General features: G+C 38.9%; 38 protein-coding genes. 2 read left to right on the top strand and 36 right to left on the bottom strand.

The window, feature by feature from the left end; all coding sequences use genetic code 11:
- Positions 1–3 precede the first annotated feature (3 nt).
- The 34 genes from NML69_RS04710 to NML69_RS04545 all read right to left on the bottom strand — a co-directional run bounded on the left by NML69_RS04710 (position 4) and on the right by NML69_RS04545 (position 18,214).
- Positions 4–267 carry a hypothetical protein gene (locus NML69_RS04710; protein ID WP_368406879.1) on the bottom strand — a complete coding sequence of 88 codons (264 nt, stop codon included), beginning with the start codon at positions 265–267 and terminating at the stop codon, positions 4–6.
- A 50-nt stretch (positions 268–317) separates the two neighbouring features.
- Positions 318–869: a phage tail protein gene (locus NML69_RS04705; RefSeq protein ID WP_254725470.1), complete on the bottom strand. Its 552-nt coding sequence runs from the start codon at positions 867–869 to the stop codon at positions 318–320.
- A 13-nt stretch (positions 870–882) separates the two neighbouring features.
- A complete protein-coding gene (locus tag NML69_RS04700) occupies positions 883–1,218 on the bottom strand; it encodes a hypothetical protein (protein ID WP_061418860.1) in 336 nt (111 codons plus the stop codon).
- The gene (locus NML69_RS04695; protein ID WP_254725469.1) at positions 1,219–1,455 is read right to left on the bottom strand and encodes a hypothetical protein; all 237 of its coding nucleotides are present in this window, start codon (positions 1,453–1,455) and stop codon (positions 1,219–1,221) included. It lies immediately after the preceding gene.
- A complete protein-coding gene (locus tag NML69_RS04690; protein WP_254725468.1) occupies positions 1,448–1,786 on the bottom strand; it encodes a hypothetical protein in 339 nt (112 codons plus the stop codon). Before NML69_RS04690 ends, NML69_RS04695 begins: the two co-directional genes overlap by 8 nt.
- Positions 1,773–2,168 (bottom strand): phage Gp19/Gp15/Gp42 family protein, encoded by a 396-nt coding sequence (locus NML69_RS04685; RefSeq protein WP_254725467.1) that lies wholly within the window; start codon positions 2,166–2,168, stop codon positions 1,773–1,775. The genes NML69_RS04690 and NML69_RS04685 overlap by 14 nt, the downstream gene beginning before the upstream one ends.
- A 20-nt stretch (positions 2,169–2,188) precedes the next feature.
- Positions 2,189–2,410 carry a HeH/LEM domain-containing protein gene (locus NML69_RS04680; RefSeq protein ID WP_015971736.1) on the bottom strand — a complete coding sequence of 74 codons (222 nt, stop codon included), beginning with the start codon at positions 2,408–2,410 and terminating at the stop codon, positions 2,189–2,191.
- A gap of 2 nt (positions 2,411–2,412) precedes the next feature.
- A complete protein-coding gene (locus NML69_RS04675; RefSeq protein ID WP_254725466.1) occupies positions 2,413–3,315 on the bottom strand; it encodes a phage major capsid protein in 903 nt (300 codons plus the stop codon).
- Between the two features lie 12 nt (positions 3,316–3,327).
- Positions 3,328–3,795: a DUF4355 domain-containing protein gene (locus NML69_RS04670; protein WP_254725465.1), complete on the bottom strand. Its 468-nt coding sequence runs from the start codon at positions 3,793–3,795 to the stop codon at positions 3,328–3,330.
- An 80-nt stretch (positions 3,796–3,875) separates the two neighbouring features.
- Entirely contained in the window at positions 3,876–5,291 is a 1,416-nt protein-coding gene (locus NML69_RS04665; protein ID WP_254725464.1) for a phage terminase family protein, read from the bottom strand.
- A gap of 63 nt (positions 5,292–5,354) precedes the next feature.
- Entirely contained in the window at positions 5,355–5,621 is a 267-nt protein-coding gene (locus NML69_RS04660) for a hypothetical protein (RefSeq protein ID WP_254725463.1), read from the bottom strand.
- 59 nt (positions 5,622–5,680) lie between these two features.
- On the bottom strand, positions 5,681–5,860 hold the full coding sequence (locus NML69_RS04655; protein ID WP_254725526.1) for a CPCC family cysteine-rich protein: 180 nt from the start codon (positions 5,858–5,860) through the stop codon (positions 5,681–5,683).
- The gene (locus NML69_RS04650; RefSeq protein ID WP_254725462.1) at positions 5,850–7,055 is read right to left on the bottom strand and encodes a hypothetical protein; all 1,206 of its coding nucleotides are present in this window, start codon (positions 7,053–7,055) and stop codon (positions 5,850–5,852) included. Before NML69_RS04650 ends, NML69_RS04655 begins: the two co-directional genes overlap by 11 nt.
- Entirely contained in the window at positions 7,045–8,313 is a 1,269-nt protein-coding gene (locus NML69_RS04645; protein WP_254725461.1) for a hypothetical protein, read from the bottom strand. Before NML69_RS04645 ends, NML69_RS04650 begins: the two co-directional genes overlap by 11 nt.
- A gap of 205 nt (positions 8,314–8,518) precedes the next feature.
- Positions 8,519–8,863 (bottom strand): HNH endonuclease signature motif containing protein, encoded by a 345-nt coding sequence (locus tag NML69_RS04640; protein ID WP_015971728.1) that lies wholly within the window; start codon positions 8,861–8,863, stop codon positions 8,519–8,521.
- 212 nt (positions 8,864–9,075) lie between these two features.
- On the bottom strand, positions 9,076–9,642 hold the full coding sequence (locus NML69_RS04635) for a site-specific integrase (RefSeq protein WP_015971727.1): 567 nt from the start codon (positions 9,640–9,642) through the stop codon (positions 9,076–9,078).
- A gap of 112 nt (positions 9,643–9,754) precedes the next feature.
- The gene (locus tag NML69_RS04630; protein WP_015971726.1) at positions 9,755–10,180 is read right to left on the bottom strand and encodes an ArpU family phage packaging/lysis transcriptional regulator; all 426 of its coding nucleotides are present in this window, start codon (positions 10,178–10,180) and stop codon (positions 9,755–9,757) included.
- Between the two features lie 19 nt (positions 10,181–10,199).
- Complete coding sequence (locus NML69_RS04625; RefSeq protein WP_015971725.1) at positions 10,200–10,364, bottom strand: hypothetical protein; 165 nt, start codon at positions 10,362–10,364, stop codon at positions 10,200–10,202.
- On the bottom strand, positions 10,342–10,593 hold the full coding sequence (locus NML69_RS04620) for a DUF3310 domain-containing protein (RefSeq protein ID WP_015971724.1): 252 nt from the start codon (positions 10,591–10,593) through the stop codon (positions 10,342–10,344). The genes NML69_RS04625 and NML69_RS04620 overlap by 23 nt, the downstream gene beginning before the upstream one ends.
- Before the next feature lie 20 nt (positions 10,594–10,613).
- Entirely contained in the window at positions 10,614–10,985 is a 372-nt protein-coding gene (locus NML69_RS04615; protein WP_254725460.1) for a hypothetical protein, read from the bottom strand.
- Positions 10,982–11,242: a DUF1372 family protein gene (locus NML69_RS04610; protein ID WP_254725459.1), complete on the bottom strand. Its 261-nt coding sequence runs from the start codon at positions 11,240–11,242 to the stop codon at positions 10,982–10,984. The genes NML69_RS04615 and NML69_RS04610 overlap by 4 nt, the downstream gene beginning before the upstream one ends.
- Positions 11,239–11,586 carry an HNH endonuclease gene (locus NML69_RS04605; protein WP_254725458.1) on the bottom strand — a complete coding sequence of 116 codons (348 nt, stop codon included), beginning with the start codon at positions 11,584–11,586 and terminating at the stop codon, positions 11,239–11,241. The genes NML69_RS04610 and NML69_RS04605 overlap by 4 nt, the downstream gene beginning before the upstream one ends.
- Before the next feature lie 159 nt (positions 11,587–11,745).
- Positions 11,746–11,979 (bottom strand): hypothetical protein, encoded by a 234-nt coding sequence (locus NML69_RS04600; protein WP_254725457.1) that lies wholly within the window; start codon positions 11,977–11,979, stop codon positions 11,746–11,748.
- 171 nt (positions 11,980–12,150) lie between these two features.
- Positions 12,151–12,486, bottom strand: a complete 336-nt coding sequence (locus NML69_RS04595) for a hypothetical protein (RefSeq protein WP_254725456.1) — start codon at positions 12,484–12,486, stop codon at positions 12,151–12,153.
- 34 nt (positions 12,487–12,520) lie between these two features.
- The gene (locus NML69_RS04590; RefSeq protein ID WP_254725455.1) at positions 12,521–12,847 is read right to left on the bottom strand and encodes a hypothetical protein; all 327 of its coding nucleotides are present in this window, start codon (positions 12,845–12,847) and stop codon (positions 12,521–12,523) included.
- Positions 12,848–12,866: 19 nt separating this feature from the next.
- Positions 12,867–14,225, bottom strand: coding sequence for a PcfJ domain-containing protein (locus tag NML69_RS04585; RefSeq protein WP_254725454.1), 1,359 nt, complete (start codon positions 14,223–14,225; stop codon positions 12,867–12,869).
- Positions 14,222–14,647 carry a Cas9 inhibitor AcrIIA9 family protein gene (locus NML69_RS04580; protein ID WP_254725453.1) on the bottom strand — a complete coding sequence of 142 codons (426 nt, stop codon included), beginning with the start codon at positions 14,645–14,647 and terminating at the stop codon, positions 14,222–14,224. The genes NML69_RS04585 and NML69_RS04580 overlap by 4 nt, the downstream gene beginning before the upstream one ends.
- Positions 14,648–14,649: 2 nt before the next feature.
- Positions 14,650–15,420 carry an ATP-binding protein gene (locus NML69_RS04575; RefSeq protein ID WP_254725452.1) on the bottom strand — a complete coding sequence of 257 codons (771 nt, stop codon included), beginning with the start codon at positions 15,418–15,420 and terminating at the stop codon, positions 14,650–14,652.
- Complete coding sequence (locus NML69_RS04570) at positions 15,414–15,572, bottom strand: hypothetical protein (RefSeq protein WP_254725451.1); 159 nt, start codon at positions 15,570–15,572, stop codon at positions 15,414–15,416. Before NML69_RS04570 ends, NML69_RS04575 begins: the two co-directional genes overlap by 7 nt.
- Complete coding sequence (locus NML69_RS04565; protein ID WP_254725450.1) at positions 15,560–16,360, bottom strand: phage replisome organizer N-terminal domain-containing protein; 801 nt, start codon at positions 16,358–16,360, stop codon at positions 15,560–15,562. The genes NML69_RS04570 and NML69_RS04565 overlap by 13 nt, the downstream gene beginning before the upstream one ends.
- A gap of 28 nt (positions 16,361–16,388) precedes the next feature.
- Positions 16,389–16,817: a hypothetical protein gene (locus tag NML69_RS04560; RefSeq protein WP_254725449.1), complete on the bottom strand. Its 429-nt coding sequence runs from the start codon at positions 16,815–16,817 to the stop codon at positions 16,389–16,391.
- Positions 16,818–16,832: 15 nt separating this feature from the next.
- Positions 16,833–17,090, bottom strand: coding sequence for a hypothetical protein (locus tag NML69_RS04555; protein WP_254725448.1), 258 nt, complete (start codon positions 17,088–17,090; stop codon positions 16,833–16,835).
- A gap of 48 nt (positions 17,091–17,138) precedes the next feature.
- Positions 17,139–17,411 carry a hypothetical protein gene (locus NML69_RS04550; RefSeq protein ID WP_015971711.1) on the bottom strand — a complete coding sequence of 91 codons (273 nt, stop codon included), beginning with the start codon at positions 17,409–17,411 and terminating at the stop codon, positions 17,139–17,141.
- An 83-nt stretch (positions 17,412–17,494) separates the two neighbouring features.
- Positions 17,495–18,214 carry an ORF6C domain-containing protein gene (locus NML69_RS04545; protein ID WP_254725447.1) on the bottom strand — a complete coding sequence of 240 codons (720 nt, stop codon included), beginning with the start codon at positions 18,212–18,214 and terminating at the stop codon, positions 17,495–17,497.
- Between the two features lie 56 nt (positions 18,215–18,270).
- On the opposite strand from NML69_RS04545, the gene NML69_RS04540 reads away from it, so the two are divergent.
- Positions 18,271–18,930, top strand: a complete 660-nt coding sequence (locus NML69_RS04540) for a hypothetical protein (protein ID WP_254725446.1) — start codon at positions 18,271–18,273, stop codon at positions 18,928–18,930.
- On the opposite strand, the gene NML69_RS04535 is transcribed toward NML69_RS04540, so the two are convergent.
- Together NML69_RS04535 and NML69_RS04530 are read right to left on the bottom strand one after the other, a co-directional pair.
- On the bottom strand, positions 18,884–19,036 hold the full coding sequence (locus tag NML69_RS04535; RefSeq protein ID WP_254725445.1) for a hypothetical protein: 153 nt from the start codon (positions 19,034–19,036) through the stop codon (positions 18,884–18,886). The genes NML69_RS04540 and NML69_RS04535 overlap by 47 nt on opposite strands.
- A 55-nt stretch (positions 19,037–19,091) precedes the next feature.
- On the bottom strand, positions 19,092–19,304 hold the full coding sequence (locus NML69_RS04530) for a helix-turn-helix transcriptional regulator (RefSeq protein ID WP_254725444.1): 213 nt from the start codon (positions 19,302–19,304) through the stop codon (positions 19,092–19,094).
- A 161-nt stretch (positions 19,305–19,465) separates the two neighbouring features.
- On the opposite strand from NML69_RS04530, the gene NML69_RS04525 reads away from it, so the two are divergent.
- Positions 19,466–20,203, top strand: a complete 738-nt coding sequence (locus tag NML69_RS04525; RefSeq protein ID WP_254725443.1) for an XRE family transcriptional regulator — start codon at positions 19,466–19,468, stop codon at positions 20,201–20,203.
- Positions 20,204–20,268: the final 65 nt, after the last annotated feature.

The following is a 20,268-nucleotide window of genomic DNA, read 5'->3' as shown; positions in this document are numbered from 1 at the left end:
GCGCTATTTTTTTAACTGGTTCTGACTTGTGAAAATCTCACTAATTTCTGCTCCCATTTTATCCAAAGGAACAATGTCATCCGCAGTCCGCACATGGTTTTTCAAATCTTCTGATTTGTCACCAAGCATAAGTTTGACCACTTTTGGTAAAACTGCCGGATTTGTATCTACTTCAGCGATTGCTTCGAGCAACTCATAGTTTTCCAAGCGCTCTTTTGTGATTTCAAAAGCAAATCCGGTCGAAGTCACCCCACGGATTGTTTTAATTTGTGGCGCAGCTCCTTTATTCTTCTTTTTACGATTTTGTTTTGACATGATTAAGCTCCTTTGATGTATTCATAGTGTGTGTCGTCAGCAGCGTTAGGAAAGGCAGTGACTGTCGTACCATATCCGAGAACACTTCCATCGTTATAAGTGATTTCATCGATGGCAGTTACTTTTCCTGAAGGAATAACAATACGTTTAAGTACACCACCTTTTAGAACTGTTTCGATTACCAGACAGTGATGTGGCAATTCTTTTGAGTTTGCCTTGATCGTAATTCCTGATGACAAATCCCCAGATACATTATCTGGTCCATAAACTTCCTTCAAAACGTGTAGATTCAATGCTTCAATAAGCATATATTTGAATGTGTCTGTTTTTTCCTTTTGAACTGAGCTTACAACGACGCCGCCCCAAGCTTTGATATTTTCTGACTCTGGCGAGTTACTGTTGGTCATACCGTCATCTGAAATATAACCTAGTGCTTCAAACGCCTGATCTAACTTTGTTGTTGCGTCTGTCGGCAGTGCCGTTCCAAGAGGTGCAGAATAAACCGCACCTCCGATTTTAGGTCTTGCAGTCGTAACATTTGCTTCTGTTGCCATTTATTTTCTCCTTTTAAAAATAATTAATATCAAATACAGCTTGATATCGATATTGTTTCGTTTCAGTGTCCGTAAAATTGTAATCGCTGTTCAGGTGGACACCACAGATTGAATCTAATTCAATCAATCCCTTCACAGCACTTTTCACTTTCACATTAAGCTCTGCAGCCTTCTGCATAGTTGGGCCATAGCTTTGAAAAGCAAAGGTCGCACTACCAGAATGATTTCGCTCCTTTCCACCTGTCTTTTGAATAATGACAAAGCTATCGGGAGCTTCAGCTTCATGCTCAAAAAATGACGGTACATCTAAATGACCGTCAAGATATTTCTTGATAATAATTTCAATCATCTAATGCACCGCCTTCAACAACGTGTTATTTTTCAAATTATCCCTCTTCGCTTTTCGCGTTGCTGGATAAATCATAGCATTTGCCCTTGTCTTACCAACGTGGCTATCTTGTTCATAACCAGGGCCACATCTTTTTTTAATGACTGTCGCTTCTTTGTTCAGAATGTCCTGAATCTCTTTGGATTTCAAAAGGGCTCCTACACCCGCACCGATAAGATTGACTTTGAAATTACTCATACGCTTCAACCATCACTTTCTTGTTCCAGTCCAGAGGCAGCATGGCTTCAATGCCTTCCAAAGGAATGCCAATCGTGCTCCATTTGCGCCCAAAGAAACGAACCTCACGGTCTTTCCACTCGTTCTGATCGCCTTTTGGGATTCCTAGCGTATAAGAAGCCTTCTTCCCAGTCAAACTAAGCTGAGTAGTGACATCTTCTGTCGAAGCTGGAACAACCAGGACATTATCTACTTGGATTTCAGTATTCTCATAGATAGGATGCCCAAAGTCATCCTTTCCAGTCTTAGTTTTTCCAATCAACGTTACAGTAATTCCTTTAATCCGTCCCATAGATATCAATCACCCCATATCTTTGTTTTTTGAGACCCAAACGTTTTAATTCAGAGTCCTTGATGAAAAGACCTCCACCAGGGACTAGATAAGAACCACTGAAGGAATATCCAAGAGCAGACTCAGCCATTTGAGTCATTGGTTCCTGATCCGTTGAGGTCATCAAGGTGCGAGCGACCACATCCACGGTTACAGACTTGACTACTATGGCAAAAGATGGATCAGTAGCCACTAACCCATCTAAATCTTTGCCAACTTTTTTAGCTTCAACGCGAAGAGAATGAGAAACAACTTCCAACAGCGCTTCGGCTCGTTTTTCCTCATCGAATTTCAACGCTCGCCACAATTTTTTCAAATCTTCGACTGTTGCAAAGTTTTCCATTTCTACCTCCAGTCAAGCGACTACTGGACTTCAGTGTCCGCTTGTTCAATCAGCGAAATCAATTCAGTTTTTGTGGAGCGGCTATCATAAGTAATCCCTTTTTCATCAAGGATTTCTTTCAATGCTGCGTTGGTCAATGAGTCCAAAGGTTTGTATGCTGCAATTGGAACCCAATCACCCCCAGAAATTTCTGTGTTAGTGTTGATTGTTGCTCCTGTCTTTTGGTTTACATACTCAGCCATGATTAACCTCCCGTTTTCACGATACGAGCGAAACTAGCAGCATCCATGATGCCCCATCCAATGTATGCTTCGCAACGGATATAAATCTGGTTATACCCTTTAAGGTCGCGACCGCTATTGTCAGGATCACCATACTTGATGATTTCCATTGGAACTTCTTTTGCATATCCCCATTTGAACATAGTTTCGAAGTCTCCAACGATTGCTGTGTTTTTAGGATCTGTTTGTGAGTAGGATACAGTACGGTTTTTATCCACTGTCAAACCATTGATTGCTTCAGGTACACCACCCCATGCCAATTCAGGATACAATTTCCCACCTTCAGCATTTTTCATTTTAGAGAGTGCAGTGGTAAAAATAGGGTCCAAAATTGCTCCAGTGATGTCGCGTTCTGATCCATCAATCATACCAACAGCATCTTCCATGCTTTCATCTGGGTTAGTATCTTTGAAAGGTACTGTTTGAGTAACTTTTTTGTCAAAGCAATTATCACCAATAATAGTAGAGTCTTGTTTTGTTCGTGGATTAATACCATGAATACTCATGATATCAAGACCACGAGCTAATTTTTTAGAAAAACCTTCAACAAAATCAGTGAGCATATCAACTTTTGCTTCTTCAGAAGCATGTAAAAATTCATCAGATACACGGGCACCGTATTCAACTTTGAGCGGCACAATAGTTACAGGTTCGAGGCTTACACCACCATGAGTCTTTTTGCCATTTTCTGCTACAATATCGATATCAGAATCGAAATCGAAAATGAACTCCTTTTGTCCATTAAACGGAATTGGTTTTTGAGGGCATAGCTTAGCGATTGACGAATGACCCTTCACCTTGTTGATTACCTTTGTTACAAGTTCTGGATCAAATAGATTTCCTTTTGAAAGTTGAGCTTCTGACATATTTTTTCTCCTTTAATCTTCGATATTTAAATTTTGAACCAAGTTTCTAACCATAGCTCTGTCATCATCCTCTTTAGGGACAATTGGTTCAGTTGATTTTACTGGTGCAATTTTACTTACTGGTTTCATAAACCCAGCTAAGCGCTCTGCATCAGCTTTCAAGCTTTCTTCATCAGTTCCCTGCAAACGATCTGCAAGGTCGTAAGGCAGTCCATGTTGCAAAGCTACTCGAGTTCGCAGACTAGCCGTCTCATAACCAGCGATTTGATTCTGCATTTCTTCAAGTTGCTTGTCAGCATCCGCCTTACTTTGATTGTTAGCTTCGATTGTTGACTTCAAGCCGACATTTTCTGTTTCCAATTCTGTAACTCGAGATTTGAGCTGGTCATAGTCACTATACTTCGCTTTCTCACGAGATAAACGATCCTTAATAGCAGCATCAAATTCTTCTTGTGTTGTGATTGGTTTAAATTCTGACATTCTCATGTCTCCTTTCTCCTGCTTTCCCGGCAGTTCGGTAATTTTGGGCATCAAAAAAAGCAGTCACAAAACCGCTTATTTTAATAACTGATTTTTTGCTTTTTCTTAGGCTTAGTCGTAGCACAAGCCCAGTGCGCAAGCAATGCACTATCCATCAAAGAAATATCCATATCGTCAAAGTGCGATCGATATCCAAAACCACCATTCGAACCAATATTCCGCTTATCGCAGTTAGTGGCTACTTTTGATAGCGATGGCTGGCCAGCGTGACAGATGGTTTTCTGGTAAATTCCCTGTTCCCAAAGAGCGTTGGCCACGATGATTTCTTTCACCGTCGGAAGAATCACATTCTTGATTCTGTAGTCCTTCAACTCTTCGTCCAGTATCTTTTGCCCACTTGCGCCATCGATGACAATTTGAGCCACGTCTGATTGACGCAGGAAAGCAACCATCCACTCATTCCCATTACGAACGGATTGACAATCGACTGTCTCGATAAAGAAACGTCCATCCTTGGTTCGTGCAGCAATACTCAATGCCACATTCGTTCCATCTTGGCCATACTTGATACCAACAGACAGCTTGCCAGACAATTCTGGAATATCGTCCACCTTGAGCTCATTCCACTCAGTTTCAGAAATAGCAGATTTCTGGTTGTAAGTCGGCCAAAATCCCAAACGTTGAATATTATGGTCCAGCTTATCCTCACCAAGCTCTGCTTCAATCTTACGCTCATTTAAGTGATAGCCCATGGATGGATTGGAATTATACCAGGCTTCCACATCGTCAATTTCCTTTTCATCAGAAACCGACCACTCAGCCCATCCTGAATACTTCCCTTTCCCGAAAAGACAAGTCTCACGGTACTTAGTAAAGACCGTACCACTTGATACTGGTGTTGGAGGTGTCCCACACATGATTGTGATAGGGTTCTCACTATCCGTAACCGTGTATTTCAAAGCAGATTCTTGCTCAGTCGTGTACTCCTGAGCCTCGTCAATGATCAGCATATCAAAACCTTCACCAAGACCACCATTTGATGTCCTAGTACGGAATTGGATAACACCACCTGTCGAATACAGCTCGATTCTTTCTTGACCCTTCGCCCGAATGGAATTAAAATCCTCACCATCTACATAACCCATTTTTTCGAGGTATCGTTTAACCTTTTCAAAAGAGGCATGTGACGTAGAAATCCGGTGAGCCGTATGTAGGATATTCAATCCCTCATGTAGCCCCCAAATTTCACCTATATATAGGAGTTCAGATTTCCCATTACGACGAGGAATAGAGTAACCAAACTTCTGATGCACCCAAAGACCGTTCTTGTCAACAGCCATCATAGGTAATAAAAGATTCTTCTGCCAAGCATAGCAAGAAAGACCAGTCCGTTCGTAAAGTTCAATCGCTTCTTTAGCTTTTGAATTTTTCTTGACGTATTTTAAAATCACCGATTGAGTAGGATTCTGATTGCCAAGTTTCTTCTTCCTCGCCATTCTAATTTCCTTTCAATCGTCATCGCATGATAACCCTATCGCTGGGAGATATTGGATCACCTCCTAGATACTAGCTAAAATATTCAGATACTCTACTTCTTCGTAAGTTTCTGCAAAAATATCTGGTTTGCATGGATAAAATTCACCTTGAACTCCTTTGATAATATAATCCCCTTTTTTGGCTATCATATCACCTTCAAGTGTATCAATGCATATATTCCCAAGTGCATCAAACCAAATCTTATTTTCTGCAAAGTCAATTACTTCTTTATAGTTATTCCCGTTCCAAAGAACTGCCTCAACCACAACAGGTTTCTTTCTGTACTTCATTTTCTGACTCCTTTCAAAGCATAATAAAAGCACCTAACTTCAACTTCAGTTAAGTGCTTTTATTTAATCGGTTCACCCATAACATAAGCTTGCTTAGCTTCTGTTAAGGTCATCTTGTTTGGACCTCCATCAATGTTGGTTTCACCCGTATTTTGCCAATTACAATGATCACAAATGTCATAAACAGCAGTCAATGTTCCGCAGACCGGACAATGTACATACTCTTCATCATTGATCATCACCAAGTTGCCTTTTCCAATCTTGCTCAAAATAATTCACTCCTTCCTCTGGTTTTAGGATCGTTGTAACACGTCCCCTTTTGTTATCACCCAATGCAAATATGTTTTTTTCTAAATCATATCTTACACGTCGGTATTCCGTATCATAACCAAGTACATTATCTCCAATAGGTTCACCTAAAAGTGTTCTCCCTAGTTCAAGATACTGCGATTGTGTAATATTACCAAATTCTTCACTATGCTTTCTGAAATGCCCGTTGAAAGATTTTTCAGTAGGAAAGCTAGCCTGAGACCAACGAACACGGTCTTTTAGTTCTTGATATCCCTCACCACCATTATACTTCAAATCCTGAAACTTTGCTAGTGAAATAGGGGCATTTTGAACTCCTAAAACATCAACTATTTTCTTGTATTCCTGAATATCTGCTTTGCGATTATTATCACGCACATCAATATTCATTTGCTTACGAATTTCTAGCTCGTTTGAACTATCCTTGCTGAATTTTTTAGTCCAAGAATTCTGACGTTTCCCGTTTTTAGGATGATAATCAATTACACAAGTACAATGCTGATGTCTTCTGTAGAAATTCGCTGGTTCTTCACCATATATGTAATTTCCTACTAAACTATCACACCATTTGCAACAACGTCCAGTAGACTGCCTACTAATCGTCGGTACCAATCCCGTTTTAGCATGAAACTCCGCATTCTTACGAATACTATCATCAATGATTGATTGGGTGAAGTTCACAATAGGTTCACCAAGCAACCAACTGACATCCTCAAAATTCTCCTCAGACGAAAAGCGATTGACTATGCCAGCTATTCGATCCAGATTTAATTCAGGAACTTGAACTTTCAGACCGATTTTCGCTTTATCGTTCAAATTCTTCTGAACATCACTAGCATAACCACTTACAAGCTCGTGATTTCGTCCTAGCACGTCCGTCAGCAAACGCTGAGCGATATTGTAATACATTTTTCCGTCCGGTAATTTATCGGCGCTTAGAGAAGCTCCTAGAACCTTAGAGAGAATCTCACCAATTTCAATCGCGAACTCATTTGCTGTTTTGTAAGTAGCTTTTTTCGCCTTCAATGTAGCAAAAGCATTCCTGACAATCTCGCTCTTACCAAAATCTTGCTCAAATCTCTCTTGAACCTCTTTCAAGAGGCTAGGTAAAATATCATGTTCCATCTGTCACTACCTCGCTGATTGCTGGCTTAGCAGACATGTCTCCAGCGATACCAGTAAGGTCTCGAATGGTTTCTGCGTTGATGTAACCAGGTAATGCCTGATTTAATTTGACAACACCATCACCAATCATAGTCATGGTATTCGCATCAGCTTCAAACAAAGGCTCCCACTTAACTGTTGTTCTTACAAACTGACTTCTTGCATAACGGAACTCATCACGCAAGCAAGCTGCAACATAAGCGACATTTAACAATCCAGCACCTAGCGACCGCTGAGCCTTCCGACCAGCAAGACGAAGATTTTCGTGACTAGCCTTAATGGCTTCCACAGATGATGGATTATCTGAAACAAAACCAAGGTCATCCAAGGTCAAGCCCATTTCCCCAGCAAATCCAGCAGCAGCAGTTCTCAGCTGTTCAGTAAAAGGTGACATGCTAGCGGTAGTAAACTGTCCAACGCTTGGCTTCTCGCCTTTATCACTTGAAGAAATCGTCAACAAGCTTGATACAGTAGCTTTCCATTTCTCCATAGGTTCCGCATCAGGATCAAGTCCAAGAATGTATTTCTGTGGCCACGAATAGAACTCTGCCGTAATATCAGCTCGCTCTAAAGTTCGCTTAGCGTATTTCTGATAATACATCCCTGCCCTGGTAATACGAGACCGACCAAACGGACGGACCGCATCAGGACGATGAATGACCGGAACCAGCAAAGGAATACCCGTCTCATTCGTAACCGAGTAAGGCTCCCCATCTTTCGGAATGAAGTGAGTAGCATTAGGCTCGAAGTAGGCTTCAAGCGTTGGACGATTGTAATCATCACGAGCCAACACCGCATAACCTTCCACAAGCAAGCCAGTGATAGGATCAATGACACCAGTTGCATTACTCGATTCAATGACTTGCAACCTCACCTCATCATCTTCACCCTTCGAAATGTAGACGAAACTACATGAACCAATCAGTGCAGCTAAAATAGCACTATCAAAAAAGATGTCAGGATTGTTACGATCAAAAATTTCTGTGACGTTAAAATCATCGTTAGCAAATGCCCTGAAAATCAAACGATCTGCAAGACTATCAACTCCCTTTGCAGCCCAACCAAGGACAGCTTGGTACTTTGCCCTGATATGTGCAGGAATTGTGATTCCTGTAGGTGCTTCATAATGCTGCATTGCATAATGCTTGTATCTCAGATTGACTCTACTCCGATAGAGATTCAACTTTCTCCTAAGATACTCAATCCCTCTTAATTCCAAATCGTTCTCCTTTCATTGTGATGATTTGGCGCGAGAAAAAATGTACAGTGACGGCGTGAAGCTCGCGAGCGCCTAGTGGGAGGGGGGATACCCCCCTATCCTCAGCTAGGACTTACTTCACACATATCTATTATTTTTTCAAGTTTTAAATATTTTTTTGTTTTTCTTTTTTGCAAAAAGGTTTCTTTATTTCTTAATTGAACTATCAAGCTCTATACCTAGTCCAGTCCCTGGACTGTGGCAAGTTCCTGTTACCTACAACAGTAGCATTGGCTGATCTATCGTCAGCATACAGTTTATCAGACTTCTGTCTGTTGCATTGCCAGTGGGCTAGCTGCAAGTTTTGAATATCTGATGGGTGACCGTTTCGATTGATTGGAATGATATGGTCAATTACCGGAGATAGAGGATGTGGGTACTTCAATGATTTATCGACAGGGAGTCCACAAATCCCACAAGTATTTCTTGTTTTGAGAATGATATTTTTATTCTTTTCAAAAGCAACTCTGTGAGGACCGCTCCGGTCCGGTCTTTCCTTGGGGGTATTCATCTAGGGAGGGGCCTTTCTTTTTAGTTGGTAGGGGCTAAATTTTATGATGCAGGGGGGGAGTTTTTTTAGCTTCTCACACCCTCGTATATTTAACATATCTTATATTCTGTTAAATAAAACTAACATTCTCAAAAGTCAAGTATATCAAGTGATTACAACTATTTTATTAAAAACTAATTTACATTTTTTCAATGTGTTAAATAAATAGGTTTTTAATAACTAAAATTCATCATCGAATCATCCAATTCATCTTGTTTAATACCAATATAATCCAGAGTAATATCTGGTGATGAATGATTAAACAATTCCATCAAAATCGCTACGTTTTGATTTCGTCTATAATGATGATACCCAAACGACTTTCTCATGGAGTGTGTTCCAATGTTCTTCAAGCCAACATGTTCAGCTGCTTGTTTTAAAATCTGGTAAGCTGCAACTCTTCCGATGTGAGCGATCCGCACACCGTCTGTCCTAACTTTCTTTTTGCTTGGAAACAGATAATCGTATCCTTGTAGATCATTTGCTTTTATGTAATGATTTAGAGCTTTTCTTAACTCTGGATTGATAGCGAATCGCTTAACCTTTCCTGTTTTCTTCTCAATGACTTCTATCCTATCGCCTGTCACTTGCTTGACTTGAAGAGGTATGATATCGCTGATGCGCATTCCAGAATACAGACCGCACATGATTAGGACATAGTTTCGCTCACTCTTTGATTTCAAAAAGTCTTTCATCCGTTCAATGTCATCAAGTTCACGAATAGGTTCTACTTTTTTCACGATATCACCTCCAAACCAGACAAAAAGACAGGGTGTGCCTGTCTTTTACAAATATTTCATAATATAATTTTAGCACAAAAAATTATATATTTACTCCCGACTTACTCCGCATTTACTCCATAATCGAAACCTGTTCACCGTTTCGATAGAGTTCTGCAAATGCCAATAAAGCTTTATCAAGAATCTCATAATATGAGCTCTCTGAGATTGAAAGTTCGTTGTATATCGTCTCATCTTTTTTTCGATGCCAAACCATATACTTTTCATATATGATTCTGCGGTAATATGGATCATGTAGCTCGCTGACTGCCTGCTCAATCGCATCTAACTCCATTTCTGCATCTACTTTTCTGATAGCAAGCTTCTCAACCTGACTAGTCGTGTCGCTTCCTGGATTGCGAGGCATGAAAGAGTATGTAGTCGTCACCTTTTGACCATTTTGATCATTGGCCACACGACGCCATCGAGGATATCCTTTTAAAATTTTCTTGGCATTTTCTTTAGTTTTGGCTTCGTTGATTTCTGGAAAAAAAGGCATCTCTCACCTCATTTCTATTTCAAATAATTTTTCCTTCAAATATCAGAGTGATTGTTCCTGTCCCGTCTTTGTTCTTAGATACCAAAGCACTACAATCTGAACCAAACTCAACTCCTTCAATTGTGATGCTACGTTTCACGCTATCAACGTTGATAATAGAATCATTTGATGTTTTTATTCTCATATTCCATCTCCTCGATAAGCCAATCAAGATTTTTGCGTGCTTTTTTCAAATCCTCAAGACCGTTCTTCTTTTGGAAGCGCAATAGATACTTGATAGCATTCCCCCAGCACCATGCTGCCTTGCCTGGCAATTTGCCAATAAAATTGTCAATCACTTCAATACTTTCAAGACCTTTTGAGCCTTGGTAATGGCTTGGCTTGTTTACATTGTCAATTTTTTCTGGTTTCATTTTTTCTCCTCAATAATTTTCTAATGCGCAAATTCATTGACCAGGTCACGGATAAAGAACTTCCAATCAGATTCCCTAAACGTCAAGAAACGATCTGTAGTAAAATCTCTAAGTTTTTTATAAAAGAGTATCTTTAGTTGGATTGACTCACCGACACTCAGTAAGATACCAGGGAAGCGATGCACTGAATGTACTCTATTTCCATATCCAGAAATATCTAAATGTATTATCGTTTCTGGATATATACGCCCTGTACTGGCTTCAACTTTGAACTCAACCTTAACTTCTTCTACAATTGGAACTTCTTTAAAAATTGGTCGTGCAGAAAATATTGGCGACGGCGTTTCTTGTTTTTTTCTTCTTCCTGAATACGGATATTTTTTAGGTTTCATAATCTCACCTCGTCTCCAATCCTCAATGATTTGTAGCTTGTTTGCGTGACTACGAAAATGCCGTAGTTCTGTATTGTGATCGTGTAGAGTTCGCCAATCTGCTCCTTGTGGACGACTCTGCCTTTGATTTCTGCGCCTTGATTATCTGCTTTATAGACGATAATTGGGCGTTTTTCTTCTAATTTCTTAATCTGGATACTCTGCCAGACATTCAATCCTGCAGATAATAATATCCATATTGCGATAAATCGTTTCACTTCTCGTGTTCCTCCTCAAAATAAAACGTTCCGTCGAACGGTTCAATTTTAATAATTCCATAATCTAAACCAAGTCTTGCTATGAACGGCTTACTGATTCTCTCGTGCAAGGTAGACATCTGCTCTCTGAATTCATCTAACAGAAGAGTAGATTTGTAGAAATTACATTGATAGCACGCTGGCATATAGTTTTCAAAACTATCTTCTCCACCTAAATAGTGAGGGTGTAGATGATCCACTCTCAAAGTTTTCAAGTCCAAAACCTTGCCACAATAAGCACAGTGACCACCGTATTTATCCAAAACTTTTTGTCTCATGACTTTAGATATGCTTTTTCGTTTCAATCTGTGACCTCCTTAATCTATATTTCTCTCAAATACTCATTGAACAAATCTTGATCAAGAACTCCGTTCTCGATTAGATTTTCAACTGCGATTTCAATTTAAATCAAACGATTTAATTCTTTGTTAGGCAGTGTAGCCATAATAACTTCTTCCATCACTCTACTCCTTGCTCTTAATTTCTCTATAAAGTAAGTTCATATCAAAACCGCTCTCGATAAATCTGTGTGTGAGTTCTTTGTTAATTCCATTTCCTAGGTGATGATAAACCACATCTACATCGATATTAGAACCTAAATATTTTCTCAAACGGTCACGATTGTCTACATAGAAGGCGATATTTCGTTTGTGTTGTTGATAAGGTCTAACTTTCGCTATATCCCTAGTGCACCACATTAAGACTTTTGCAATTATGTCCCTCTTTGTGCCACAACCGACTAGAGAAAAGTAAGTATTGGTCTTAGGTATAAGAATTACCTCAAGGTTGCGATTTACGTATGAATCAGGAAAGCAATTCAGCAATTTCTGTAATTCTAAAACGAACTGTTCATTCATCACTCCACCTCCTTATTTTTCTAGCGTTTTGATTACACTTTCAATCTGTTCTTTCTTCTTTTGCAACTCTTCCAAACTTTTGACTTCTAATGCTTTTTTAATAATTTCAAGTTGTTCAATTTCTTTTTTAAACTTGATAAGTCCTTCAACTTTACGAGCATAATCCCTAAAATTATTTGCCCAGTCATATTCATCCCAACCAAAAACTCTTAAAATTTCTTGTTTTAAGTCATAGTATTTTCTTTCCAAATCTCTGTTGACCATCGCTTGAGAGTACATAATATAAAATGTCATAGCCGAAATCAGCAAACAAGCAATAAACATCCCCCAAAACATTAAATTTTCCATTTATTCCACCTCCTCAACTTCAATCCCTTCCTGCTTATTCATCTTCCTTTCCTCCATAAATTAAATAAACTGCAATAACTAACTGAGACATGCCTGGTGAATAGCCGACCCAATCATCAAACTCCTTAGATTTTGGCAACCAATCCTTAGTAGCACCCAAATCATAGTCTGTAGGTTTTTTATCGGCGAAGATACATTCCATCGCTCCCATAAACGTCATACCATCTTCTGCCATTTCCCAAAAATAGTCCGCCCGGTCTTTCACTGCTTGTGGTAAATCTTGCTTGGGAAGTTTGGGCTTCCCGTCTTCTACCGACCAGCCGTATACTCCATTAACTTTTTTCTTTAATTCTTCCATCATCTTCCAACTCCTTTTTCCTTTATGCTGACTTTGGTACTAATTTCGTTTGTTTCATCCATTCCTTGGCTATGTCCCAGACTTCAGCTGGTACATCTTGGTTATACTTGCCACGAAACTGAGCTATCTTCCCTTGTCTCACTTCGAGTGTGTACAAAGGTTTTTTAGGTTGGTTTGATAAACGGACAAACACTATTAAGGTATCCCCTTTAAAATGCTTGTCTGTGTATGAGCTTACGCAGTGATGTAGCTTCTTGCCCTCATAGATCAGCTCAGCCACTTTTCTAGGGACATGGAATGCGTATCCATTGATTGTCTTATCCATTCCTTCTCTAAGTTTAAACTCAGCTTCAAGTTGCTTGCGTTTCTTCTTATCTTCCAGTTTTTGTTTTTCTTCGACGAATTGATTGTATAATCCGACTGTGTGATTATGCATGGCCGTGAAATCCTTTGGCACAAGCATAGCATCACCTTCAGGCTCAATGCCCATTTCTCGTAGCATCTTGAGATAGTCAAGGTATTCATTGAAGTCAATATGATTCTTGATAACCCAATTCTGAAACTTATTGATCCCGATACCTTTCGGTATATGCTTGATATCGTGGTAAGTCAGATAAGACTCAATGCCAGGCACTAGTTGGCCGTTCCGTTCTTTTAATCGACGGCTCAATTCAAATTCGTTAAAGCTGCGATTTGAATTTTTGAAAAAATGTTTATTCTTCTGAAGCCATCTGCGGTTCAAGGTTCGCATATCTACGCTTCTTGTGAATCCAAACCTATAATTTGGATACATGATTTCGTTGGCCAACCTATAAGCATGAATTTTCTGAGCGAATTCAATTTCAAACTTGTATTTGTAAAGCCGTTCAATTTCCCAGTAATCGATGTATCCAAACTTCAAATATTTGAGCTCAGATACTTTTCTAAGTCTCTCAGCCCAGTTGTTTGGATAAAAAATATTTCCTGTGTAAAAACCGCCACTAAAGAAATTGGCGAATAGATACGGATAAAATTGTCCGTTGAAATCTTGGCCAATCTTTATGTGTTTGTCATTTTCAAATCGTTCTAAATTAGTAAGTTGAAAATCAATAAATTGTTTCCCTTCGACTAGCTTCGAGCTAAATTCATAAGATTGAATCTCGATGCGTTTAGACGTGCTGAGAATGATTGAGAAAAAGTAGGTCTTGTCATAAAAAGTGAGCCGTGACGACTTTGTCAGTCGCTTTTCAATACAATGGCCAAGGTCCAAGTCTGAAGCGATTATTGTCTTGTCCTTATTGCTCCATCTATACGTTGTGATTTGCGAGTAGCACCAGCTCCAAAAATCTGCAGGTGGTTTCAATCGTCTGTCAGCTTCTCGCTTGCATTGTTCATATTTCATTCGTCCAAGAAATCGAAAATGCTCATTTGCTTTTCGACTGCTCCTTTCTCTTTCTTAATTTTGACCGCATCAGCTTTATTTTCAGAAGGATTTTTAGGCTTTTCTACCTTCTTCTTGACAGATTCAACAGGTACCTGCTTGATGTTAGATACTTGTGAATTTGAGATAAAGTACTCTCTAACCCATCTGAAGACAGTAGCATCATCGATACAAGCGACTCCGTTTTCAGCAAATTTACGAGCTTTTTCTTTAGCATGGCTTAAAGCACACTTCAGAGAGTATCGCTCTTTTAAGATTCCTTTAAATAATTCCTCATCCTCCTGATCGCATATCCAGTTATGAACACGGTCAAGTGCAGCATCATGTGGTTGATTTAATTCCTCTAGCAACTTAGCCAAGGCTTTTTCTTTAATTTCATTCATATCTAAAAATACTCTTTCCTTTTATTTTTCAGGTCATTAAAAACCATCAGATGATCATTGTCTACACCCTTCATCAACCGGCTCATAAACGGCCGACCGTAGCGTTTCTGAATTTCTTGTGCAGTCAGATTAGTCGTGATAACCGTATTGGCCCTTTTGTTGAGAATGTTGTAAAGAATACTGAAGGACCACTCACTGTCCTTCTCCATACCAAGATCATCCAAGACCAAAAACTTTGCACTAGCGATTTTATTGACCAGGAACTCTTCCTGACTAAAGTCCGCCTTGATTTTCATCAGCAAGTCAGTGACATTGATAAAGATAGCAATTTCTTTTGTAGCTTCTGATAAAGCTTTCATCATGGCAAAAGCAAGATGGCTTTTACCCGTTCCATCTTCGCCTTGAAAAACAACATTGTTTCTCGCTCCACCTGCCCACTCTCTACAAATTTTTTTGGCAAACTTCAACTTTTCAACCTCTTTTTCAGTTGGTGTGTCAAAGTTATCAAGAGTAGCATTTTTCAGTACATCATCATAGAGAGAGAATCTCTCAAGATAGAACTTCCGTTCTCTCTCGTATTCTGCGTCAGCAAGCTCATTTACTCTTAATTGATTCTCTGCATGAATCCGTTCCGATTCGCATAAGCGACAGAGAACATCATTTGTACGAATAATCTTAATCAAAGGAATTTTGTGTTTGTCGCAAATTTCATCCTGTTCTTCAGTATTTCTGTGATAAGAGAGAGCCATTTCTTCTAAAGCATCAGTTACCATGATACCTTACCTCCACAAGCTTTCCAGCTAGCCATATCTGACAGGCAAGCAGTAACGGTAGAAAGAGATTGTTTTGCAAGCAGTGACTTCTTTTCCTCGCTTATCGGATAAAAGTCATCTTCAAATTGCTCGATAAGTTCTAAAATCCCCATTCGTCTGTCGCCTCCTTGCCTGATTTTTTTTCTTGATGTTGTTTTTGAGATTGTTGAACCTGTTCAACTGTTGTAACTTGATTCATCTGCCAATTTCGCAAAATACCACCTATGTATTTAACGTTTGATTTTCCTAAATTAACAGCGGTCCTCAATGCTTCTTTAACTAGTTCAACATCATTTTCCTTTAACAGATGATTAATTTCCTCAATCTCAAAACCTGATAGTAATCTACGAAACTCAGACTGAAAAAGTTCTAAGATATACTCACTACTAGTAGTAGTTATATTCTTATCTTTATCTAATCTATTCTTAATCTTAGTCTTATCTCCTTCTGCTTCTTCTTCTAGTGCGTTACCGCCCGTTACTGTAACGTTACATGTAACGTTACCAAGAGCAAGATTTTTCTGTTTCTCACGGTGCCTTGCAACACGATTGCGTGTTTGCTCCTTGATTTTTTCCATCCCATCAATATTTTGATGCTTTTCCCAATTTGGCAGCGTGATAACACCATCGATAATTTCAATCATTCCGAATTGTTCAAAAATTCCAAGAGCCATTCTTACACTATTCAGAGGCCTTTGAAAGATTGTTGCAAGCATCTCATCAGTGTAATGAACTTTATCTGACATCATCAAAAGTCCGTTGCGATTATGTTTGCCAGCAAGAGCTAGGATTTTAAACCATATAACCAAAATTGCATCATGATCTGGTAGTGCATCAATAAGGCGTATCTTTTCATCATCAAAAATATCCGTCGTAATCTTAATCCATTTGATTTCAGACATGACTTCCCTCCTTTAGTTTTTGTTGTTTTTATGCTCTAGCTCCCCATTTGCGTTGATTTCTTCTAGATTCCATAGTCATTTCCTGATAAAGCAAACGCCCATTTTCTTCTAAGAGGTCTGCATTTTGCTTTCTTAGAAAATCATTGTTACTTGCTTCTTCCTGGTAATCACAAGCAAGCCTGTCATAGTCTTCGATGCATGCTCTAAAAACTTGTGGCACATCCTCGATTGATGAAGTCAGTCCAATAGGAGGCTGTGTGTCATAGGTTGATTTTCTATCACACATTCTCAGGTTTCTTCGTGCGACTTCTCCGAAATCCTCGGTTTCTTCGATGATGACCACAACATTTTGCTCATCCGTTTTTTCATTTTTAGCTGTAAATAGCAGCAAGATAAACATTCCAATGAAAATCACTGCTAAGCCAAACAATTGGCTTGATAAAGTTGGTTCTGTCATATTATTCTCCTTGAATTAAAACACGGTCAAACCTTGTTTTTTCCAACAATCTATGTACTCTTGTTGTGACTGTCCGTTATACCCACAGGCATAGAAGGCTAGTCCATAGTTTTCTTCACTTTCTAGCTTCTGGATCAAAATATCCAAATTTTCCTTCACAAAGCGTTTCAAACCTTTTAGTTCGCCAAAAGGATAGAATAGCTTTTGTCCGTCTAGGGCAACTTGCCAACCCCACCCTAATTGTGTCTTTTCATAAACATATTTAATTTCCATTTTCTATACCTCTAATTCTTTTTAAAGTCAGTGATGCGATGAAAGCGTTCATCCGACCGACCTCATTTTCTTGCTTGTTTCCATTTCTTTTTTCCATTCTCGACTACCTCTATATTGCAGGTATGCGTCAAACCCTTTAATTGTGACAAGTTGGCCATCGTTTCTGAGGTGCTTCTGTTGACTAGGTAATTTCTTCATCTCTCGTCTCATGTCTCCTGCTTGTCGCTTTGTGCATCCAAAGATGTGTTCTAATTCTTCATCGTTGGCCGAAACCTTCTCAATGATCACATCCCTAATTCTCACAACTTCAATTGCTTCCATATCTGCCCCTTTCATGTTATAATTTAAGTAGTAATTTTGTTGAGCGCCTAACTTCGGTCAGGTGCTTTTTTGTGGTCTAATTTTCATCCTCTCTGAGCTATGTTAAAAGCGTTCAAATCCATGATTTTCATCTTAGTGTTGGTAGATGGCTCCCAAGTTATCCAATACTTCGATGCAGCTTCAGCGAATTTCTTTGGTAGTAAGTCATAGCGACTAATGTTGAAATGCTCCTTGAAATCAATCTCAGCTTGTCTAAATACCGACTGAGCAAAGCGTTTGTCAGCATAAGCTGGACTGTCAATTCCACCAAGGCAAGCAACTACTCGAGCCTTACGCTTCTTCAATAGAGATTGAGCGTAGCTTGGATGAATTGGTTGTTCATTCTTGAGATAGTCGATATCTTCAATCATGCTGGCTTGTTGCTCACGCAATTTCTTCTGTCCAGTAAAGAGAGCGATAAAGGCATCTTCATCTAGGTCCTCACGGATAAAACCACCTTGCCTTCTAATAGCTGGAAGGACTTCTGATGTCACCCAGCGCTTAAATTCTTTCGCCTGTGGCAATCTGCTAGATAGGATAAGCGAATATAATCCTGATTCGTTGATGATCAACATTTCTTGCATTCCACCGCTAGTAGGGATGCCCTGCTTTAGGGCGTCCTCTTCGTCAACGTGAAGAGCAATTGCATTTCTTGCTTTGCTATATCCTAATATGTCAGCGACATCTTTTCCAACGAACCATGGTTCATCATTGATTGTCATAGTACGGACTTCTTGCCCGTGAAAATTAAAAATTTCGTTCATAATATTCCTTTCTAAATTTGGTATAATAAAGATAATAAAATTTGCGGAGTATAATTATGACTGAAAAAATTTGTTTTATTGTAACTGCTATTGGTGAATCTGGAACACCTACCAGAGAACGAGCTGACAATGTATATAAGTATCTTATCGCCCCTGTTTGTGAAGAACTTGGTTATAAACCTGTTCGTGTTGACCACGTCAATGCGGTAGATAACATCAACGCTACAATTATCAATTACCTTAAAACTGCTCCTATGGTTATAGCAGATATGACAGACCATAATCCCAACGCATTCTACGAGTTAGGTTTTAGACAGGCGCTTGAACTGCCTCTTGTCCCAATCATAAGAGTAGGAGAAAGACTTCCTTTTGATGTTATGACGACTCGTACCGTTTTCTATGATACAGATGTATCGAAAATTGAAGAATCTAAAGAAAATTTGAAATCTAAAATTCAAAGTTTTGAAAACTTCAAAATGCCTGAGAGTAGTCTTGATAAAAGCGTTACATTAGATGAGCTTGATGATAAACTAACTAAAAAGCTAGACAAAATACTAAATCTTCTTGAAAAAAATCAGTCAAACTATTCTCCCGGAATCATTCGTGGTTTAAATTTAAACGAATCACAATTTGGCTATCAGTCAATTATTCAACAATCTCAAGATAGAATCACTCAGACTCAGAGCCTGCTATCATCCCTCGAAGATAAGAAATAAGTATTTCCTGCTGCTTTTGAATTTCAGCAATTTCTTCAATCTTTCCGTTTATAAGTATAATTGTCCTCAAAACATCATTGAGGGCATTTTTTTCAATTTCTTTCATTGCTTTCTCCTTTCTTTGTTGTTGTTTTCGCAACTTTTAGAGTAAAAAAATACTGCTAGAAATCCTCCATCTTGACACCTAGCAATTCTGCCAGCTTACTTGCCTCTGAGAATGTAAAGTCTCGCCCTTTATATCGGTTGATTTTCATGCTAAGTGTAGACTTATCCATCCCTAACTTGTCGGCAATATCATTCTGTTTCAAACCTTTAGAAACGATGATACCTTTTAAATTGTGGTATGGTTTATCCAGTACTAGTGAACCTTCCATAGACCTCTCCTTTCCAAGTTGTCGTTTTCGCAACTTTATTTTATGAGTTAAGTATACACTTTTATTTTTTCGTTGTCAACAACTTTTTTTAATTTTTTTAAAATAATTTGCGTTAACGAAACTTTTATGGTATTATCATTATAGAAAAAGGAGCAACAACAATGATAGGAAACAAAATAAAAGAGCTTAGAAAAAGCCATAATCTAACTCTTGAAGAGTTAGCGGATATATTGAACAAGGAATATCCTGACACTATCAATTTTAATAAAGGTAAAATTTCAAAATGGGAAAATGATAGAGAGGAACCTAGACTCTCATCTGTCAAAATCCTTGCTGATTATTTCGATGTCCCACTAGATTATTTTAACGGCATTGATATTGATCAGGCTGAAATTCTAACCATCTTCAATCAACTAGACGAAGATAGACAAGCAAATGTAATCGACTATGCTACAGTTCTATTAAACGAGCAAATCAACATGAAAGCGACCACGGTCTTAGAAAAGTATAGAACAGATGACTACATTATAGACTATGTTGAGGGACTGGTTGCTGCAGGCCATGGAACGTTCCAGGAAGATAATCTTCACATGGAAGTGAAACTTAGAACTGAAGATGTCCCAGAAAGTTATGACACCATCGCTAAAGTGGCAGGCGATAGTATGGAACCACTCATTGAAGATAATGATCTATTGTTCATCAAAGTTACCAGTCAGGTAGATATCAATTCAATCGGTATCTTCCAAATTAACGGTAAGAACTTCGTCAAGAAATTGAAAAGAGATTATGACGGTTCCTGGTATCTTCAAAGTCTAAATAGTGGATACGAGGAAATTCACTTGTCAGAGAATGACGACATCCGCACAATCGGAGAGGTCGTTGACATTTACAAAGTCTAGACAAAACAAAAAAGCCCCACGCTCTCAAAAGTTTGGCGACTCTGAGCGTGGAGTAGGATGTATAG

The organism is Streptococcus sp. CF8-6, assembly GCF_024295845.1.
In the GTDB taxonomy this organism is placed as follows: Bacteria; Bacillota; Bacilli; order Lactobacillales; family Streptococcaceae; genus Streptococcus; species Streptococcus oralis_BO.
Note: the sequence above shows the minus strand (reverse complement) of the source record. Positions and strands in the feature narration are given on the sequence as shown.

What these genes read in the sequence shown, in the direction of transcription:
- NML69_RS04705 (WP_254725470.1), bottom strand. Translation starts at nt 869, where the DNA reads ATGGCAACAGAAGCAAATGTTACGACTGCAAGACCTAAAATCGGAGGT.
- NML69_RS04700 (WP_061418860.1), bottom strand. Translation starts at nt 1,218, where the DNA reads ATGATTGAAATTATTATCAAGAAATATCTTGACGGTCATTTAGATGTA.
- NML69_RS04695 (WP_254725469.1), bottom strand. Translation starts at nt 1,455, where the DNA reads ATGAGTAATTTCAAAGTCAATCTTATCGGTGCGGGTGTAGGAGCCCTT.
- NML69_RS04690 (WP_254725468.1), bottom strand. Translation starts at nt 1,786, where the DNA reads ATGGGACGGATTAAAGGAATTACTGTAACGTTGATTGGAAAAACTAAG.
- NML69_RS04685 (WP_254725467.1), bottom strand. Translation starts at nt 2,168, where the DNA reads ATGGAAAACTTTGCAACAGTCGAAGATTTGAAAAAATTGTGGCGAGCG.
- NML69_RS04680 (WP_015971736.1), bottom strand. Translation starts at nt 2,410, where the DNA reads ATGGCTGAGTATGTAAACCAAAAGACAGGAGCAACAATCAACACTAAC.
- NML69_RS04675 (WP_254725466.1), bottom strand. Translation starts at nt 3,315, where the DNA reads ATGTCAGAAGCTCAACTTTCAAAAGGAAATCTATTTGATCCAGAACTT.
- NML69_RS04670 (WP_254725465.1), bottom strand. Translation starts at nt 3,795, where the DNA reads ATGTCAGAATTTAAACCAATCACAACACAAGAAGAATTTGATGCTGCT.
- NML69_RS04665 (WP_254725464.1), bottom strand. Translation starts at nt 5,291, where the DNA reads ATGGCGAGGAAGAAGAAACTTGGCAATCAGAATCCTACTCAATCGGTG.
- NML69_RS04660 (WP_254725463.1), bottom strand. Translation starts at nt 5,621, where the DNA reads ATGAAGTACAGAAAGAAACCTGTTGTGGTTGAGGCAGTTCTTTGGAAC.
- NML69_RS04655 (WP_254725526.1), bottom strand. Translation starts at nt 5,860, where the DNA reads ATGATCAATGATGAAGAGTATGTACATTGTCCGGTCTGCGGAACATTG.
- NML69_RS04650 (WP_254725462.1), bottom strand. Translation starts at nt 7,055, where the DNA reads ATGGAACATGATATTTTACCTAGCCTCTTGAAAGAGGTTCAAGAGAGA.
- NML69_RS04640 (WP_015971728.1), bottom strand. Translation starts at nt 8,863, where the DNA reads ATGAATACCCCCAAGGAAAGACCGGACCGGAGCGGTCCTCACAGAGTT.
- NML69_RS04630 (WP_015971726.1), bottom strand. Translation starts at nt 10,180, where the DNA reads ATGCCTTTTTTTCCAGAAATCAACGAAGCCAAAACTAAAGAAAATGCC.
- NML69_RS04625 (WP_015971725.1), bottom strand. Translation starts at nt 10,364, where the DNA reads ATGAGAATAAAAACATCAAATGATTCTATTATCAACGTTGATAGCGTG.
- NML69_RS04620 (WP_015971724.1), bottom strand. Translation starts at nt 10,593, where the DNA reads ATGAAACCAGAAAAAATTGACAATGTAAACAAGCCAAGCCATTACCAA.
- NML69_RS04615 (WP_254725460.1), bottom strand. Translation starts at nt 10,985, where the DNA reads ATGAAACCTAAAAAATATCCGTATTCAGGAAGAAGAAAAAAACAAGAA.
- NML69_RS04600 (WP_254725457.1), bottom strand. Translation starts at nt 11,979, where the DNA reads ATGTGGTGCACTAGGGATATAGCGAAAGTTAGACCTTATCAACAACAC.
- NML69_RS04595 (WP_254725456.1), bottom strand. Translation starts at nt 12,486, where the DNA reads ATGGAAAATTTAATGTTTTGGGGGATGTTTATTGCTTGTTTGCTGATT.
- NML69_RS04590 (WP_254725455.1), bottom strand. Translation starts at nt 12,847, where the DNA reads ATGATGGAAGAATTAAAGAAAAAAGTTAATGGAGTATACGGCTGGTCG.
- NML69_RS04585 (WP_254725454.1), bottom strand. Translation starts at nt 14,225, where the DNA reads ATGAAATATGAACAATGCAAGCGAGAAGCTGACAGACGATTGAAACCA.
- NML69_RS04580 (WP_254725453.1), bottom strand. Translation starts at nt 14,647, where the DNA reads ATGAATGAAATTAAAGAAAAAGCCTTGGCTAAGTTGCTAGAGGAATTA.
- NML69_RS04575 (WP_254725452.1), bottom strand. Translation starts at nt 15,420, where the DNA reads ATGGTAACTGATGCTTTAGAAGAAATGGCTCTCTCTTATCACAGAAAT.
- NML69_RS04570 (WP_254725451.1), bottom strand. Translation starts at nt 15,572, where the DNA reads ATGGGGATTTTAGAACTTATCGAGCAATTTGAAGATGACTTTTATCCG.
- NML69_RS04565 (WP_254725450.1), bottom strand. Translation starts at nt 16,360, where the DNA reads ATGTCTGAAATCAAATGGATTAAGATTACGACGGATATTTTTGATGAT.
- NML69_RS04560 (WP_254725449.1), bottom strand. Translation starts at nt 16,817, where the DNA reads ATGACAGAACCAACTTTATCAAGCCAATTGTTTGGCTTAGCAGTGATT.
- NML69_RS04555 (WP_254725448.1), bottom strand. Translation starts at nt 17,090, where the DNA reads ATGGAAATTAAATATGTTTATGAAAAGACACAATTAGGGTGGGGTTGG.
- NML69_RS04550 (WP_015971711.1), bottom strand. Translation starts at nt 17,411, where the DNA reads ATGGAAGCAATTGAAGTTGTGAGAATTAGGGATGTGATCATTGAGAAG.
- NML69_RS04545 (WP_254725447.1), bottom strand. Translation starts at nt 18,214, where the DNA reads ATGAACGAAATTTTTAATTTTCACGGGCAAGAAGTCCGTACTATGACA.
- NML69_RS04540 (WP_254725446.1), top strand. Translation starts at nt 18,271, where the DNA reads ATGACTGAAAAAATTTGTTTTATTGTAACTGCTATTGGTGAATCTGGA.
- NML69_RS04535 (WP_254725445.1), bottom strand. Translation starts at nt 19,036, where the DNA reads ATGAAAGAAATTGAAAAAAATGCCCTCAATGATGTTTTGAGGACAATT.
- NML69_RS04530 (WP_254725444.1), bottom strand. Translation starts at nt 19,304, where the DNA reads ATGGAAGGTTCACTAGTACTGGATAAACCATACCACAATTTAAAAGGT.
- NML69_RS04525 (WP_254725443.1), top strand. Translation starts at nt 19,466, where the DNA reads ATGATAGGAAACAAAATAAAAGAGCTTAGAAAAAGCCATAATCTAACT.